Here is a 15,567-nt window from a genome sequence, read left to right on the forward strand (position 1 = left end):
CGCTTGCCGAGCGATCGTTGCGCGGAGAGGCGTTGCCGGTGACCGATTCCCCCATTAGCGATGATCGGCTCGCCGAAGCCCTCGCCGACGTTCAGCCCAGGCTGCTCGAGAGCTTCCGCGGGAGCGAAGAGGAGATCGTGCATCGGCTCGACCGGTATCTGCCCGACCTCCAGAGTTCCGCACCGGTTCTAGATCTCGGCAGCGGCCGGGGAGAGCTCCTGCTGATGCTGCGAGAGGCTGGCGTCGAGGCGGCGGGAGTAGAAGGCGACTCCGCTCTGGCCGAGGCCGCACGGAGGCGAGGCCTTGGGGTTACCGAGGGTGACGTCCTCGATATCCTGCGTGGCCTCGAACCGGAAAGCCGCGGCGCGGTCACAGCATTTCACCTGTTCGAGCACCTGCAGCCGACCCGTCTGGTGGCGGTTCTCTCTGAGATTTGGCGAGTCTTGAAGAGCGGTGGGCTACTGATTGCCGAATGCCCCAATCCCCACACCGTCAGGGTTGGGGCGTCCCTCTATTGGCAGGATCCGACTCACGCCCGGCCGTTGCTGCCGGAGACTCTGGAGCTGATGCTCCGCGCGTCCGGTCTCGAACCCCAGCGGCGCGAATTGCTGCATCCGTTTCCGCCCGATCAGCTGTTGGCCGACGACGAGGGTGGTACGGGGGCAGTCACCGATCCCGAGATTTCCATGCTGGCGGAGAGGGTCGATCGACTTCGCGACCGGCTCGATGAAATTCTCCACGGTCCCCGCGACTTCGCGGTCTGGGCCAGCAAAACCTGAAGGCGGAGGGCAATGATGTGGAACCGTTTGTCGCCGGTGATGCTGTGTGGCGCGATGTTGCTTTCCTGCGGAGGGAGCGGAGGGCCAATGCCCGAGGGCGATCTCGAAATTGCATCTGACATTTCCGAGCGACGTCTGCAGTTCGAGAAGCGGGAGCTGACGGCCGACGTCTCCCACCTTTCAGACGGCGACCGTCAGGCGCTGAAGCACCTGGTGGCCGCGGCCCGGTCGATCGACGAGATCTTTACCCTGCAGGCGTGGACGGGGAACCCGGAATTCGCCCGTCAGGTCGATTCTCTGGCGGGAAAGGGAGCCGATGCCGCAAAGGAGTACTACCGGATCATGTACGGGCCGTGGGATCGGCTGGTTCATTTCGAGCCGTTTCTCGGCAGTCGCCCCCACCCCAAGGGTGCTGGCTATTACCCGGAGGATATGACGGTTGACGAGTTCGAAGGCTGGCTCGATGAACATCCCGATGATCGTGAGGCATTTACCTCCCTGTTCACTGTCATTCGGAGGACCGGTGATGGTCTGATGGCCGTTCCCTATTCGGAAGCCTATCGCTCGTACCTCGAGGCTGCTGCGGAACATCTCCAGGCCGCGGCGGCAGTTACGGACAACCAGAGTCTACGGCGTTTCCTCGAGCTTCGTGCGGAAGCGTTTTTCACCGATGACTATTACGAATCCGACAAGGCCTGGATGGATCTCGACTCCGCCATCGAGGTCGTGATCGGACCTTACGAGACCTACGAAGATCAGCTCTTCGGCTACAAGGCCGCCTTCGAGGCATTCGTGTGTGTTGCTCAGCCCGAAGACTCGACCCGGCTGGAAATCTTCAAGTCGCAGCTCCCGTTCCTCGAGCGCAACCTGCCGATTCCTGACGAGCACAAGAACCTCGATCGGGGTGTGGAATCACCGATTCGGGTCGTCGACGAGCTCTTCACTGCCGGTGACACCCGGGCGGCCGTCCAGACGATCGCCTTCAACCTTCCCAACGACGAACGGGTGCGCGAAGAGAAAGGCTCGAAAAAGGTGCTTCTGAAGAACATCATGCGGGCCAAGTATGACGCGATCCTGACCCCGATCGCTGGACGCGTGTTGCCGTCGGAGGAGGCCGGAAACATCGATTTCGAGGCGTTTTACCAGTTCACTCTCCACCACGAGCTCTCGCACGGTATCGGTCCCGGTCAGATCGTGATCGATGGCCGAGACACGGAGGTTCGGCTCGAGCTCAGGGACCTGTACTCGGCCTTCGAGGAGGCGAAGGCGGATGTGCTCGGGGTCTACGATATCTATGCCCTTGTCGAAAAGGGCGTGATGGACCAGGCGATTCTTGAGCACTTGCCGTGGACGTTCACCGCGGGGATGTTCCGCACCACTCGTTTCGGCGTCGCCGAGGCTCATGGTTTGGGGATGGTCCTCCAAGCCAACTACCTGATCGAGAAGGGGGCGGTGGAGATTACCGAGGATGGCCTGTTTCGGCCGGTGCCGGATCTTTTCGAGAGCAGCTTCGGTGAGCTCGCCCACGACCTCCTGATGATTCAGGCGCTCGGTGACTACGATGCGGCGGTCGAGTTCGTGGAACGCTACGGCACGGTGCACCCGGCGATGGCGGCGGCGATAGCCAGTCTCACGGATCTCCCGGTTGACATCGAACCCGATTTCCCGCTCGAGGGGCTGCAGTGATGCAGATCTGGGGAGTTGAAGGGCGAACCGCCATCGTTTGCGGATCGTCGTCGGGTCTCGGTTACGCGGTAGCAGAGCTGCTGGCTCGTTCCGGCGCGCAGGTGATGGTGGTGTCCCGCTCGGCTGAGCGGGTGGGGCAGGCGGTCGAAAGAATTCGTGCCGGCGGAGGACCCGCCGTCGATGGATGTTCGGCGGATTTTACGGATGAGAACGCTCCGCAAAAGGTGGTTGCAGCCACCCGCACGGCGTTTGGCGCGCCGGAGATAGTGGTTACGAACAGCGGCGGCCCGCCGGGCATGCCGGCGACGGCGGCGACTGCCAGTGACCTGAATGCGGCAGCCGCTCTCCTGCTCCTGCCCGTGCAACGATTCGCCGAGCTGACCTTACCCGAAATGCGCGAGGCGGGTTGGGGTCGAATTGTCGGGATCACCTCGATTGCGGCTCGAGAGCCGATGCAAGGGCTGGTTCTTTCCAATGCCCTCCGGGCGGCGGTCACCGGCTATCTCAAGAGTGTCTCGGACGAGGTCGCGGCGGACGGGGTGACCGTGAACACCGTGTGTCCCGGATTCACCGCCACTGACCGGCTCGGAGAGCTGGCCGATTTCGTCGCAGAGCGTGATGGCGTGACTACGGAAGACATCTTCGCCGGATGGTCCGCGATGGCTCCTGTCCGGCGCCTGCTGAAGCCCGAAGAGGTCGCAGCAGCGGTCGGATTCCTCTGTTCCGACATGGCTTCGGGCATCACTGGTGTCGCCCTGGCGGTTGACGGAGGCCTCGGTAGGAGCCTGATATGAAACCTCAATTTTTCGCCGCATGGGGGGCAAAATTGATAATGGACATTTGTTGTGAATAGGTTCACAATCTTTTGGCGCGGGTGAATGACCCGCCGAGCGACATACTTCGAGAGTTAGGGAGGAGATTCCATGCCGACTCGGGACTTGACGTTCGCGATCGTCGGATCCGGTGGTGACGGAGTCATCACGGTGGGAGACATGATGGCGCAAGCAGGCGCCTCCGAGGGCCTCCACGTGATGGAGGTGGAGGCCTACGGGCCACAGATTCGCGGTGGTGAATCATCCTGTACCGTGCGCCTGAGCGCCGACCCGATATTTGCCCAGGGCGATCTCGTGCAGGTGCTGGTAGTGTTCAACTGGGCGGACTTCGGCCAGTTCCGCGGAGAGATCATCTGCGGGGAGAATGCCGTGGTTCTCTATGAGGCGACCGACGAAACGCCGCGTGACGAGATCGACCTCGGGCCGGTTGAGGAAGTGCAATGGGTGCCAGTGCCGTTCATCGACCTCGCTAAGGAGGCGGCCGGCACCACTCTCGCCAAGAACATCGTCACTCTGGGTCTTTTGGGCGAACTGTTCAATCTGCCGCAGGATGCAATGAAACGGGCCATTGTCCAGAAATTTGAGAAAAAGAAGAAGGGAGTGCTCGAGGCCAACATCAAGGGCTTCGAAGCCGGTATCAAGCATGCTTCCGAGATCGAAGAAGCGGCGACCGGTATGCGGCTCCAGTACACCCCTAGCGAGCCGATGCTCCTGATGTCCGGCAACGAGCTCTCCGCCGTGGCCGCCTTGCACGCTGGCTGCCGGTTCTTCGCCGGCTACCCGATCACTCCGTCCTCCGAGGTGCTCCATCTGCTGTCGGAACTGATGCCGAAAGTTGGTGGATATTTGGTTCAGACCGAGGATGAGCTTTCGGCGATCGGCGCAGTCATCGGCGGCTCCTTCGCCGGCGTCAAATCGATGACCGCGACCTCGGGCCCCGGCCTCGCCCTGATGACCGAGATGCTCGGACTGGCCTCGATGGCCGAAATTCCGGCCGTGATCATCGATGTTCAGCGTGGTGGCCCTTCGACCGGCCTTCCGACCAAGTCCGAGCAGTCGGATCTGTGGCAGGCGTTGTGGGGATCGCACGGTGACGCACCGAGAGTGGTGTTGGCTCCGGCGGATGTCGAGGATTGCTTCCATGCGACGGTAGCTGCGTTCAACATCGCCGAGGAAGCGCAGGTGCCGGTCATCGTGCTGTCGGACCAGTTCGTCGCGCAGCGGCGCGAGACACTTTCGATGCTCACTCTCGACCACGAAGTCATTGGCCGCCAGGTGCCCTCCGCCGGGGACCTGCGAGACTACAAGCGCTACAGGGACACAAAGTCGGGCGTCTCACCGATGTCCTGGCCGGGGATGAAGGGCGGCGAGTACCAGACCAACGGTCTCGAGCACGCCGAGGACGGATCACCGACCTCGATGCATCTCGTCCACGAGGCGATGAATGCGAAACGGTACCGCAAGCTCCGCCTGGTTCGAGCGAAGTACAGCTTCTACCGACGCTATGGCGCAGAAAAGGCGGACGTCGGAATCATCTGTTGGGGCTCTGCCAAGGGCCCGGTCAAGGAAGCGGTGCAGAGGGCGGCGGCGCGAGGGGAGAAGGTCTCCGCATTCGTGCCCCAGCTCCTTTACCCCTTCCCCTACCACGAGTTCAACGAATACCTCAAGACGGTCGACAACGTGATCGTTATCGAGCTTTCGTACTCGGCACAGTTCTACAAATACCTGCAGACCTTCCTCCAGCTTCCCGAAGCGAGGACGTTCGTTTACAAGCGTTCCGGCGGCAAGAATCTGACGGTCTCCGAGGTTGAAGACAAGATCCAGAAAGTGCTGGAGATGGGCGCCCTCCGGCGGGAGGTGTTGGTATGAGTCCGCCAACCAAAGTCGAGTTGAAACCTGGTGCCTACAAATCCGACCTCAAACCGGTGTGGTGCCCTGGGTGCGGAGATTTCGGCGTCCTCAACGCCCTTTATCGGTCGATGGCAGCGCTCCAGATCGAACCCTGGAACACGGTGATTCTGTCCGGGATCGGCTGCTCTTCGCGCCTACCGGGGTACGTAACGACCTATGGTTTCAACGGGGTTCACGGTCGCGCGCTGACCCTCGCCACTGGCGTCAAGATGGCTCGGCCCGAGCTTACGGTGATCGCAGTCGGTGGCGATGGCGATGGTCTCGCGATCGGCGGGAATCACCTGATTCACGCCTGCCGGCGCAACCTGGACGTCACCTACATCCTGATGGACAACGAGATATACGGTCTCACCAAGGGGCAGGTGGCGCCGACGACGCCGATCGGTGACAAGACAAAATCGACCTACTGGGGCAACCCGGAGCCAGCGTTCGATCCGTGTGAGCTCGCCATTTCGACCGGCGCGACTTGGGTTGGACGTGGTTTCTCGGGCGATATGAAAGGCATGACCGAACTCATCACCTCGGCGATGGAGCACAGCGGATTCAGCTTCCTCAATGCGATGTCGCCCTGCGTCACTTGGCGCGGCGACGACGAGTTCAAGAGGCTCAAGGATATCCACCAAAAGCTGCCGGAGGATCACGATCCTTCGAAGCGATCCGAAGCGATCAAGTACACCCGCGAAAAGGATGTGATGACCACCGGTGTGCTGTATGAGGTCGAGGCTCCGACGATGATCGACCGGGTCGAGGCTATCAAGCGGGAAGCCATGGGCGATGAACCCGCCATCTCGACCAAGGAGATCTTGAAGAGGTTCTATCCGTCCTTCTGAGGCTGCCTCTCGTCGATTCCACACGGGCACGGGTTCACCCCCGTGTCCGTGTCTATTTCGTTCCCGCTCCCGATTTGCCATTCGCCCATGGCGTCAATCGAGCAGAATCCCGCCCCCTCCCCGCACCCACCCTCAGAAAGCCACGATGGGCTGAGCCCACCGCGCCTTTCTGAGAGAAGGATGTGTTTCTGGCCTGCGCCGTCGCTCACAGGCTCGTACCTTCGCTTCTCAATCATGTCGGTGCTACGGGATGCTCCCGCGACTCCACCCTTGTTTTATTTGCATCATTAGAATCTCAACCGTCAATTCCATATTTCGACCGATGCAGTTGCTGGATGACATTCTGAAAAACCAATGATCCCTTGGTGCTCTTGCCGTCTTGGCGGCGAAACGCGGTGGATAGCGTCCAATGTCTCTGTCCATCTGCGTGATCTGCGGTTCTTCCGCGTTGGGCGGGGCATCGAGCACCCAGCATCCAGCATCGATTTTCGGGTGGACGCGCAGAACCTTAATCTCAATCACAAAAACAATCTCGCGAAAACACTTGACGCCTTTGGATGAGGATATAAATTGTTAACGGCGGAAAATATTCGCCGTGTGAAATATGTCAATCGGCGACGATCGCATTGGTTCGCTCGATGGCCCCGCGGATGCGGGCGTGCCGAGTGCGCATTTCTACCGCTTTCTTCGATCGGGACATGTACTGCGATCGCTGCTGCGCGAGTTTCTCGAAGAGGGTTTCCTGCACAAGGTTCCTCCACATCGTCTGACCCGCTCCCAGTTCTGTTTCCTCAAACTGATTGCCGCAAAATCCGATCTCCAGGTCGGTGAGCTCGCGCGAGCCCTTGGGGTTTCGCCGGCGGCGAGCAGCAAAAACCTCGACCGGTTGGAGCAGCTCGGTCTCGTCTACCGCGAGACCTCGGAACACGACCGCCGCGTCATCACGTTGCGTGCCAGCAGCATGGGAGAGGCTCTCGTACGCACCTACGAGAGCCTCAAGGCTGCGCATCTTTTTCCGGTCATCGAGGCGCTCGGTGAAGAGAAGACAACCCAGCTCTGTGACCTCTTAGAAGAGGTGTGTGGCGCGGTTCTCGAGAGGGCCGAGCATCCCCGAGAGACATGCCTGCGCTGTGCCGGTTACTACCTCCCGAACTGTTCCTTCGAAAAGTATCAGGGGGAGTGTGCCATGCGACCGCGAAAGAAAGACGGGCCGGAGGTGGAAGCGTGAAGAACGAATCCGGAACTCTGAATTCGGAAGTCGGAATTTCGATCCAGCTCAGCGGAGACATCTCCGGGGGGCAGGGGCGGCATTACGAATTCCGAAACCCGAATTCCGAATTTGCCGAAAGACACCTCCACGTGAAAGCAAGCCTTATAGCTGAATCAGAGTTCAAAGATTCGGAGGACTGAATGGCCAGGGGATGGAGAACACCGCTTGATGCAGACAAGGTCAAGGTTCCGGTAGGCACCGTCTATGTCATAACCGATCGGTGCAAGGGCTGCGCCTTCTGCGTCGAGTTCTGCCCGAAAGACGTGCTGGTCATGTCCGAGGGATTCAATCGCAAGGGCTACCACCCACCCGAGGTAGTCAAGGATGGTGAATGTGTGAACTGCAATCTCTGCGAGATGATCTGCCCCGACTTCGCGATCTTCTGCGTGCCGGCGGAGGATGAAGCGGTGGCGGACGAGGGAGGTCCCAATTGAAGGCTGATCCTGCTGGTGTGCTGACCGGCGTCCATTACCTCGATGGTGACTACGCCTGTGGCGAAGGTGCCATGGCTGCGGGCTGCCGCTTCGTGGCCGGCTATCCCATCACGCCTTCCACCGAGGTGGTTGAACGAATTTCTCAGAGATTCCCGATGATGGGCGGCACCTTCATTCAGATGGAGGACGAGCTCGCGAGCATGGCAGCGATTGCCGGCGCGGCGTGGACGGGTTCGAAATCCATGACCGTGACCTCGGGGCCGGGTTTTTCCCTGATGATGGAGAACATCGGGCTGGCGACGATGATGGAGGCACCGTGCGTGGTCGTCAACGTACAACGCGGCGGTCCCTCCACCGGCCTTCCCACCATGGTCGGACAGGCCGACATGATGCAGGCGAGGTGGGGCTCGCACGGTGATTACGAGCTCATTGCATTCAGCCCCCAGTCACCTCAGGAGGCCTTCGATCTCACGATTGAGGCCTTTAATCTTTCAGAGACCTGGCGGGTGCCAGTGATGTTCATGATGGACGAGTGCGTCGGCCACATGACCGAAAAAGTGGTGATTCCTCCTGCCGAAGAGATCGACGTCGTGCCACGCAAGCTGACCGACAAAAAACCAGGTGACTACCTGCCGTACGAGATCAATGGCAAACCTGTTCCTGAGATGGTGCGTGCTGGCGACGGTTACCGTTTCCACACCACTGGCCTGACCCACGACAGGCGCGGCTACCCGGTGATGTCGGCGGAGTGCCAGGGGGAGACCGTCAAACGGTTGATCGATAAGATCCGCCTCAACGCCGATCAGATCGTCCGCTACGAAGAGGAAGACACCGATGGCGCCGACATCGTCGTCGTGGCCTACGGAATTACCGCGCGGGTGGCGCGTGCCGGCATCGACATGGCGCGTGCCAAGGGCATCAAGGTCGGCTTCATACGGCTGATCGTGGTCTGGCCATTCCCCGAGACCCGCATCCGGGAGCTCGCTGACCAGGTCAAGGCCTTTGTCATGCCTGAGATCAACTACGGGCAAATGGTGCTCGAACTCGAGCGCTGTGCCGCCGGCAAGGCAAAAACGACGCTGGTGCCCCACATGGGTGGAGGCGTGCACGACCCGGCCGATATCTGCAAAGCCATCGAGGAGGCCGCCAAATGACCACACCAACAGATGCGACCCTCGCCCAAGAGCATCCGATTGCGCCGTTTCTGCGGATGGATAGGATGCCCCACATCTGGTGTCCCACCTGCGGTATCGGCACCGTCGTCAAGTGTTTTGCGACTGCTCTCGACGAGGCGAAGGTGGATCTCGACAAGGTGGCGATCACCTCGGGCATCGGCTGCACCGGACGCGTGGCAGGCTATATGAACCTCGATGCCTTCCACACCACGCACGGCCGCGCCATCCCTTTCGCCACTGGTCTCAAGCTCGGTCGCCCCGAGCTCGAGGTCGTGGTTTTCTCAGGAGACGGCGATCTCACCGGAATCGGTGGCAATCACTTCATTCACGCAGCGCGACGCAACATGGACATGCTGGTCATCCTGGTCAACAACTTCATATACGGCATGACCGGCGGGCAGAACGCGCCGACCACACCCCAGACGGCACGATCGTCGACGATGCCATACGGGAACTTCGAGAGGCCCTTCAATCTGCCCCACCTGGCGGCGAGCTGCGGCGCCTCCTTTGTTGCACGATGGACCTGCCTGCACATTCGGAGGCTCACGAAGGCTATCCGTACGGCCCTCAGTCGCCGGGGTTTCCGCTTCATCGAGGTCGTCGCGCCTTGCCCGACCCTCTACTCGCGGCTGAACAGGCTTGGAAGCGGGCTCGATCTGATCAAGTTCTACCACGACAATTCGGAGATCAAACACGGCGCCGATACGCGCGAGGTCGATATCGCCTACCAGGACCATTTTATCTGCGGCAACTTCGTCGACGAAGAGCGCCCGACGTTCATCGACATGATGCACGCGCACTACAAAGAAAGGCTGGGTGATCGTTACGTTCCGATGCCTGATGAGGGGGGGTGGATCCATGAATAGGACCGAGATCCGCATCACCGGATTCGGTGGCCAGGGTGTGGTGCTCGCCGGCCACATCATAGGTCACGCCTGCGCGGTCAACGGTGGCAAGCACGCCACCATGATCCAGAGCTTCGGACCGGAAGCCCGGGGCTCGGCCTGCTCGACGACCCTGGCCGTTTCGGACACCGAAGTGCTCTATCCCTATATCGGTCGTCCGGACATCTTCGTGGTCATGTCGTTTGAGGGTTACGAGAAATACCGCGACGAGCTCAAGGACGACGGAATCCTCGTCTACGAGAAGGACCTGGTTTCGTTCGAGCCGAAGGAAGGCCAGACCGCCTACGGTGTGTCGTCGACCCGCATTGCCGAGGAAATCGGGCGAGCCATCGTGCAGAACATCGTCATGCTCGGTTTCTTCGCGGCGGCCACCGAGATCGTACCGGTCGAGACAATGCGGCTGGCGGTTGAGCAGTCGGTGCCGAAGGGAACCGAGGAGGTCAATCTGAGGGCCTTCGACGCGGGTTGCGCCGCATTCCAGGAGAGCTACGGCAGCGGGGCGAAGAAGCAGGAAAAGGCCGCGCCGGTGGGGAGCTGATATGGCTAAGGTCGGCGTGTTCGTCTGTCATTGTGGCGAGAACATCGCCCGCACAGTTCAGGTGAAGGACGTGGTGGAATTCGCCAAAGATATTCCCGGGGCCGCGGTTTCGGAAGACTACCCCTATCTGTGCTCGGCACCCGGCCAGCAAATGGTGATTGACGCCATCGAAGAGCATGGCCTCGACCGGGTGGTGATCGCGGCCTGCTCGCCGCAGCTGCACGAGCCGACCTTTCGTGCGGCTGCCGCCCAGGCGGGTCTGAACCCTCACCTGGTCGAAATCGCCAACATCCGCGAGCACTGCTCGTGGGTTCACCACGATTCCGACGAAGCCAGCGCAAAGGCCTGTCAGACGGTCACCGCGGCTGTCGAGCGGGTCAAACGTGCCAGACCTCTCAATCCCGTCGAGGTGCCGGTGACCAAACGAGCGCTTGTCATTGGTGGCGGCGTCGCCGGAATTCGTGCGGCCCTCGATATCGCAAATGCCGGCCACCCTGTGGTGTTGGTCGAGAGGCAACCGTCGCTTGGCGGCAACATGTCGAGGCTGTCGGAAACCTTTCCGACCCTTGACTGCTCGCAGTGCATTCTGACCCCGCTTATGGTGCAGGTCTCGCGACACCCCAATATCGAGCTTTTGACCTACTCCGAGGTCGAGAGTGTGTCTGGCTATGTCGGCAATTTCACAGTCCGTATCCGCAAGAAACCGAGCTTCGTGGTGGCCGAGGACTGCACCGCGTGCGGTGACTGCGCCGAGGTCTGCCCGCAGCCGGGTGGCAACGAGTTCGACATGGGTCTTTCAACCCGCAAGGCGATCTACATCCCGTTTCCGCAGGCGGTACCATCGACATTCACCCTCGACGCCGAGCGCTGCCTCAACGCCAACCTCGATTCACCGACTGGATTCCGGGTTTTGGCGTGCAATAAGTGCGACCAGGTGTGCAAGCCGCAGTGCATCGACTTCGACATGCAGCCCGAGCTCATCGAGCGTGAGGTTGGCGTCATCATCGCCGCTACAGGCTTCGACCTGCAGCTCGGCCAACAGGCCGAGGAGAGCGGCTACGGGAAGTTCGTCGATGTGATGGACGGCCTCGAGTTCGAACGCATGCTCTCCGCCTCCGGCCCGACCGAAGGCGAGGTTCAGCGGCCGTCCGATGGCAAGACCCCGAAGGACGTTGTCTTCATCCAGTGTGTCGGTTCACGAAACCCGGAACATGGGGTTCCCTACTGCTCGAAAATCTGCTGCATGTACACCGCCAAGCACGCTTTGCTGCTGCGCCACAAGGTGCCGGACTCCAGGGCCTACATCTTTTACATGGATATCCGTGCCGGAGGCAAGGGCTACGAGGAGTTCGTCCACCGGGCGATGGAGGAAGAGCGGGTGATGTACATCCGCGGCCGTCCCAGCCGGATCATCAAGGAGGACGGCAAGCTCAGGGTGCTCGGCGTCGACACGCTGTCGGGCAAACATATCGAGATCGACGCCGACATGGTGGTGTTGGCGGCAGCGATGGAACCGGCCGATCACGGCGAGATAGCCGGCAAGCTGCGAATCGCCGCCGATACCCACGGGTTCTTCAAAGAAGCGCACCCCAAGCTGCGACCGGTCGAGACCCTGACTGCGGGGATTTTCCTTGCCGGCGCCGCGCAGGCGCCCAAGGACATCCCGGAGACGGTTTCGCAGGCTTCGGCTGCGGCCTCCAAGGGCATGGAAATGCTGTCACGGGAGGTGCTCGAGCGCGACCCGTCGACTGCGCATGTCGATGAAGCGGCATGCGCCGGCTGTTTTGAATGCCTCGCGGTTTGTCCCTACGGTGCGATCGAGCGCAAACAACTGCTCGATTCCCAGGGTGAGGTCGTGCGCGAGGTGGCAGCTCCCAATCCGGCGATGTGCGAGGGCTGTGGCCTGTGCACCGTGACCTGCCGCGGCGGCTACATCGACCTCGAGGGCTATAGCGACGAGCAGTTCTTCGCCCAACTCGGTGCGCTGGGCGCGTTGCGGGAGGTGGTCGAACGATGACTGAAGCGAATGTCAGCACCGCCCGGAGCAGCGCTGCTTCCGTGCCCGAGGACTGGAAGCCACATATCGTCGCCCTCGTCTGCAATTGGTGCAGCTATGCGGGCGCAGATATGGCCGGTACGACCCGGCTCCAGTACCCGGCAAACGTGCGCATGGTGCGATTCCCCTGCACTGGCCGCATGAGCCCATTGATGATTCTGCGTGCCTTCGAGCTGGGTGCCGACGGAGTTCTGGTGTCGGGTTGTCATCCTGGCGACTGCCACTACGTCCAGGGAAACCTCGTCGCGCGCCGCCGTTTCACCATTTTCAGGTCGCTGATGGACTTCATCGGCATCGACCTCAACCGGTTGCATTTCGCGTGGGTGTCTGCCGCCGAAGGCCACAAGTGGGCCAAGGTGGTCGCTGAGGTCACGGATAAGGTTCGTGAGGCGGGGCCGCTGCCAGCCTACGGCGGTCCCGAGGGTTGGGCAGGCCTCGAATTGCCCGAGGTGGAGGGTGGCGGGCCTCAGGAATATAATGAAGTTCAGATGAAGGCGCTTCGCGGCAACCTGCGTAAGGCAGCCGCTGAGCTGCTCTCCTCGGGTCGCGCGGGTGCCGTCGTCGGCTACGGCCAAGGCTCTTTGTCCGGAAAGACCGTTCCGGTTTCGGTGATTGATACAGCCGAATGCGACAAGCTGCAGTGGAACCAGGCGTGTCACAGCAACCTCTCCGCCTACCTCCGCGACGCGTTGTCCGATCACGAGCGGGTCGCGCTTGTGGTCAAGACCTGTGATCTCGGTGCGGTGACCGGCCTGCTTCGCGAGGGACAGGTCGGGCGCGATCAGGTGCGCCTGATCGGCGTCCAGTGTCCCGGAGTGATAGACGGCGAAGGACTCGCCGCCAAGTGCCTGGCGTGCTCCGGCGAACCGCACCCGGTGTGCGATCTTGTGGTGACCGTCGATGGCGTGAGCGAGAGTTGTGCGGACCCGGGTGATGCCGCTCTCGACCGGCCGGACGCTCGAGACGAGCAGATCGCTCACCTCGAGAGCCTCCCGCACAGCGATCGCTGGGCCTTTTGGCAGCGTCAGTTCTCTCGCTGCCTCCGCTGTTATGCCTGTCGGGCGGCGTGTCCGATGTGCTACTGCTCGTCTTGTATCAGCGAAAAACACCGTCCGCAATGGGTCTCGACCTCGATCGACAGCCGCGGTAACAGCTCCTGGAACATCATCCGTGCGGTTCATCTGGCTGGCCGCTGTTCGGGCTGTGATGAATGTGCGCGCGTCTGTCCAGCAGATATCCGTCTCGACCTGATCAACCGCAAGCTGGCGTTGGAGGTCGAGAAGCAGTACGGCAACGTCGGTCTGGATCCAGAGCAGAAGGCCGCGCTCGTCGATTTCCGGATGGAGGACTCTGAGGAGTTCATTCTGTGAGGAGCAACTGATGGATTGCACCGAGTGGATGCTCAACGATGAACAGCTCCGAGAGTGGTTGAAGGACCTGCTCGACGCCGGAAGCGACGTCATTGCGCCGGTGGAGGAGGACGGGGTCAAGATATTCCGTCCGATCAGCAGTCCGGAGCAGGCTCTGATCGAAGAGTCGGGGAAGACCCGGTGGTCTCCAAAGGAGTATTTCTTCCCGAGGACGGAGGCGCTGTACCACTACGATCTCTCGGCTTCGCTGGTGCAGCTCCGAGATCCGGAGGGACCCGAGCGGCCGCAGGTGCTCGTCGGTGTTCGCAGCTGTGACGCGTCGGGGCTGGTCCGGCTCGACGAGATCTTCCTGTCGGGCACTGGCGATCCTCTGTATGCGAAGCGGAGGGCAAACACCACCGTCGTCTCGGCCGGATGCGGTGCGGCCGATCCGGAGTGCTTCTGCACCGCCATTGGAGGTTCGCCGGTAGGAGAGGAGGGGTGCGACGTGCAGCTCGTACCACTCGAAGGAGCTTGGATGCTCCGGGTCCTGACCGAAAAGGGTCGGACTCTTGTCGGAAATGGCGCTGCCGGCTGGGGCGAAGCCTCGGCCAAGGACACGAAAAAGATCGCGGCGCTCGCCGACCGGGTGGCCGAGCAAATCGAACGGAGCCCGGTAAACAAACAGTGGTCACAGGTGCTCGAGGACGGTTTCGAGCACGGAGCCTGGGACCGGCTCGCCCAACATTGCCTTGGCTGCAGTGTGTGTGCCTACGTCTGTCCGTCTTGCTCCTGCTTTGACATGAACCACGAGGCGAATGCATGGGGCGGCGGTCAGATTCGCTCGTGGGACGCGTGCACCTTCCCACTGTTCACCCAACACGCCTCGGGCCACAATCCACGTCAAACGAAACAGCAGCGTTACCGCCAGCGGGTGCTTCACAAGTTTGCCTTCAGGGAGCGGGACGAGGACCCGTTCCGCTGCGTCGGCTGCGGTCGTTGCGTCGCGCTGTGCCCGGCGGGCCTCGACATCGTGAGCACGGTGTCCGCGGCAGTCGAGGCCATCCGGGAGGAGGGTGCAGATGCCGCTCGCTGAAGCCATGCCCAACCCGTACCAGCCGAGCCTGATGAGGATCAGCGAATTTATTGACGAAACCCCAGATGTCAGGACCTTGCGGCTGCATTTCGTTGAGGATGCCGAAGCCACTGATTTCGAGGGCTGGGAGCCGGGGCAGTTCGGCCAGTTTACCGTCTTCGGTGCCGGAGAATCGGTGTTCGCGATCTCCAATCGGCCGTGGCGCCGTGGGGAGACCGGCGCATCGGCGCCCATCGTCGAGTGCACATTCCGCGTTGTCGGCAAGGTCACGACCGCCCTCAGGATGATGTCGGCGGGACAGGTCATTGGCTTCCGCGGTCCTTACGGGAACCACTTTCCGGTCGACGATTGGAAGGGGAAGCATATCGTCTTCATCGGCGGCGGCATCGGCATGGCGGCGCTGCGCTCGGCGATGCTCGAAGTCATCGATCGAAAGGCCGAGTTTGGCGATGTGTTGATTCTCAACGGTGCGCGCTCGGTGGCCGATGTCGTCTACAAGAGCGAAATGCCGCAGTGGCAGGAGGTAGACGGTGTGACGGTTGTCCGGACGGTTGACCCCGGCGGCGAGACAGAGGCGTGGGATGGCGAGGTCGGCCTGCTGCCGAACGTCTTCGAAACGCTCAAGCTGGATCCTGAGGATCGCATCGTCGTGGCCTGTGGCCCACCTATCATGCTCCATTTCCTGTTCATGAGTCTCGGCAAGGT

Annotated in this window: 14 protein-coding genes; all 14 read left to right on the plus strand. The window is 61.4% G+C overall.

The window, feature by feature from the left end; all coding sequences use genetic code 11:
- A partial coding sequence (locus LJE93_05555; protein ID MCG6948363.1) for a class I SAM-dependent methyltransferase occupies positions 1–779 on the plus strand: 779 nt, incomplete at its 5' end.
- A 15-nt stretch (positions 780–794) separates the two neighbouring features.
- Positions 795–2,465, plus strand: a complete 1,671-nt coding sequence (locus LJE93_05560; GenBank protein ID MCG6948364.1) for a peptidase — start codon at positions 795–797, stop codon at positions 2,463–2,465.
- On the plus strand, positions 2,465–3,259 hold the full coding sequence (locus tag LJE93_05565) for an SDR family oxidoreductase (protein ID MCG6948365.1): 795 nt from the start codon (positions 2,465–2,467) through the stop codon (positions 3,257–3,259). Before LJE93_05560 ends, LJE93_05565 begins: the two co-directional genes overlap by 1 nt.
- A gap of 129 nt (positions 3,260–3,388) precedes the next feature.
- Positions 3,389–5,167, plus strand: coding sequence for a 2-oxoacid:acceptor oxidoreductase subunit alpha (locus LJE93_05570; protein ID MCG6948366.1), 1,779 nt, complete (start codon positions 3,389–3,391; stop codon positions 5,165–5,167).
- Positions 5,164–6,039 carry a 2-oxoacid:ferredoxin oxidoreductase subunit beta gene (locus tag LJE93_05575; protein MCG6948367.1) on the plus strand — a complete coding sequence of 292 codons (876 nt, stop codon included), beginning with the start codon at positions 5,164–5,166 and terminating at the stop codon, positions 6,037–6,039. Before LJE93_05570 ends, LJE93_05575 begins: the two co-directional genes overlap by 4 nt.
- Before the next feature lie 658 nt (positions 6,040–6,697).
- Positions 6,698–7,267 (plus strand): MarR family transcriptional regulator, encoded by a 570-nt coding sequence (locus tag LJE93_05580; GenBank protein ID MCG6948368.1) that lies wholly within the window; start codon positions 6,698–6,700, stop codon positions 7,265–7,267.
- A gap of 182 nt (positions 7,268–7,449) precedes the next feature.
- Positions 7,450–7,743 carry a 4Fe-4S binding protein gene (locus LJE93_05585; protein MCG6948369.1) on the plus strand — a complete coding sequence of 98 codons (294 nt, stop codon included), beginning with the start codon at positions 7,450–7,452 and terminating at the stop codon, positions 7,741–7,743.
- Complete coding sequence (locus LJE93_05590) at positions 7,740–8,897, plus strand: 2-oxoacid:acceptor oxidoreductase subunit alpha (GenBank protein MCG6948370.1); 1,158 nt, start codon at positions 7,740–7,742, stop codon at positions 8,895–8,897. The genes LJE93_05585 and LJE93_05590 overlap by 4 nt, the downstream gene beginning before the upstream one ends.
- Positions 8,894–9,784 carry a thiamine pyrophosphate-dependent enzyme gene (locus LJE93_05595; GenBank protein MCG6948371.1) on the plus strand — a complete coding sequence of 297 codons (891 nt, stop codon included), beginning with the start codon at positions 8,894–8,896 and terminating at the stop codon, positions 9,782–9,784. Before LJE93_05590 ends, LJE93_05595 begins: the two co-directional genes overlap by 4 nt.
- On the plus strand, positions 9,777–10,361 hold the full coding sequence (locus LJE93_05600) for a 2-oxoacid:acceptor oxidoreductase family protein (protein ID MCG6948372.1): 585 nt from the start codon (positions 9,777–9,779) through the stop codon (positions 10,359–10,361). The genes LJE93_05595 and LJE93_05600 overlap by 8 nt, the downstream gene beginning before the upstream one ends.
- Before the next feature lies 1 nt (position 10,362).
- On the plus strand, positions 10,363–12,378 hold the full coding sequence (locus tag LJE93_05605) for a CoB--CoM heterodisulfide reductase iron-sulfur subunit A family protein (protein ID MCG6948373.1): 2,016 nt from the start codon (positions 10,363–10,365) through the stop codon (positions 12,376–12,378).
- The gene (locus LJE93_05610; GenBank protein MCG6948374.1) at positions 12,375–13,787 is read left to right on the plus strand and encodes a hydrogenase iron-sulfur subunit; all 1,413 of its coding nucleotides are present in this window, start codon (positions 12,375–12,377) and stop codon (positions 13,785–13,787) included. Before LJE93_05605 ends, LJE93_05610 begins: the two co-directional genes overlap by 4 nt.
- 10 nt (positions 13,788–13,797) lie before the next feature.
- A complete protein-coding gene (locus LJE93_05615; GenBank protein MCG6948375.1) occupies positions 13,798–14,862 on the plus strand; it encodes a 4Fe-4S dicluster domain-containing protein in 1,065 nt (354 codons plus the stop codon).
- The coding region (locus LJE93_05620) for a heterodisulfide reductase subunit F (GenBank protein ID MCG6948376.1) at positions 14,849–15,567 on the plus strand (719 nt) is incomplete at its 3' end. The genes LJE93_05615 and LJE93_05620, both read left to right, overlap by 14 nt.

Source organism: Acidobacteriota bacterium (assembly GCA_022340665.1).
Lineage (GTDB): Bacteria > Acidobacteriota > Thermoanaerobaculia > Thermoanaerobaculales > Sulfomarinibacteraceae > Sulfomarinibacter.